This window comes from Dactylosporangium siamense (assembly GCF_016862795.1).
In the GTDB taxonomy this organism is placed as follows: domain Bacteria; phylum Actinomycetota; class Actinomycetes; order Mycobacteriales; family Micromonosporaceae; genus Dactylosporangium; species Dactylosporangium siamense.
In genome coordinates, this window is the sequence record NZ_BONQ01000263.1 from 1 (window position 1) to 1,522 (window position 1,522).

At 68.1% G+C, this 1,522-nt stretch carries 1 protein-coding gene; it reads right to left on the minus strand.

All coding sequences use genetic code 11. From position 1 onward, the window contains the following. On the minus strand, positions 1-1,496 hold a 1,496-nt coding region (locus Dsi01nite_RS56835), incomplete at its 3' end, for a condensation domain-containing protein (RefSeq protein WP_239137328.1). Positions 1,497-1,522: the final 26 nt, after the last annotated feature.

A 1,522-nucleotide genomic window follows, 5' to 3' on the forward strand; every position in this document is an offset into this window, starting at 1 on the left:
CGCTCACCGACCGACAACGACAGATCAAACCCCGTCACCTCACGACGAGCACCGCCACCATCGGACACCACCTCATTGACATAGTTGAACAACACCTGGAACAACGGCGTCCGCGACCGGTCCCGAACCACACCCAACTCATCAACCAACCGCTCAAACGGCACATCCTGATGCGCGTAAGCGGCCAAAGTGCCGGCACGCACCCGCCCCAACAACTCCACAAACGTCGGATCACCCGACAGATCCGTACGCAACACCAACGTGTTGACAAAGAACCCGATCAGACCCTCAACCTCAGCCCGGTTCCGATTCGCCACCGGCGTGCCCACCACAACGTCGTCCTGACCCGAGTACCGACACAACAACACGTTGAACGCCGCGAACACCGTCATGAACATCGACACGCCAGCGGCCCGGGACAACACCCGCAACCCCGCGACCACATCAGCCGGCACCACAAACTCCGACACCGCACCCGCCGACGACCGCACCGCCGCACGCGGCCGATCCGTCGGCAACTCCAACACCGGCACATCCCGCAACCGAGCCCGCCAGTAATCCAGCTGACCCTCCAACACCTCACCGGTCAACCACCGCCGCTGCCACACCGCAAAATCCGCATACTGCACCGGCAACGACGGCAACACACCCTCGTTACAGAGCACATCGAGCTCACGACGCAGAATCGGCTCCGACCACTCATCACCAACCACGTGATGCATCGCCAGGGCAAGGACGTGTTCGCGGCGGCCGAGCCGCAGCAGCGTGGCACGAAGCATCGGACCGGCGGCCAGGTCGAAGGGCACCGCCGCGTCGGCGTCCAGCCACGCCCGCGCCGCGGCGGCCGGGTCGTCCTCGGCGGAGAGGTCGATCAGCGGCAGCGCCGGCTGGGCGGGGGGATCGATCACCTGGAACGGCGTGCCGTCGGCATCGGCGACCAACCGTGTGCGCAGCACCTCGTGCCGGGCCACCAGCCCCGCCAACGCTGACGTCAGCGCCCACACGTCCAGTTCGCCGGTCATGCGGATCGGCATCGGCGTGTTGTACTCGATCGAGTCCGGCTCCAGCTGAGCCAGGAACCACAGGCGCTGCTGCGCGAAGGACAACGGCAACGCCCGGTCCCGACCGACCGGCACGATCGGCGGGGCCACGACGCCCGGCGCCCCGGCCTCGACCACCCGGGCCAGCCCGGCGACGGTCGGCGTGTCGAACAGCGCCGCGACCGGCACCTCAACCCCGAACACCGTCCGCACCCGTGACGCGACCCGGGTGGCGAGCAACGAGTGGCCGCCCAGGTCGAAGAAGTTGTCGTGCACGCCGACACGCTCCACGCCGAGCACGTCGGCCCAGATCCCGCTCAGCAGCTCCTCGGCCGGGGTCCGCGGCGCCACGAACTCGCCGGTCGCCTCGGGCCGGGCGCTGTCGGGCGCCGGCAGCGCCGACCGCTCGACTTTGCCGTTCGCGTTCAACGGCAACGCCGTCAGCTCCACGAACACCGCCGGCACCATGAACTCCGGCAATC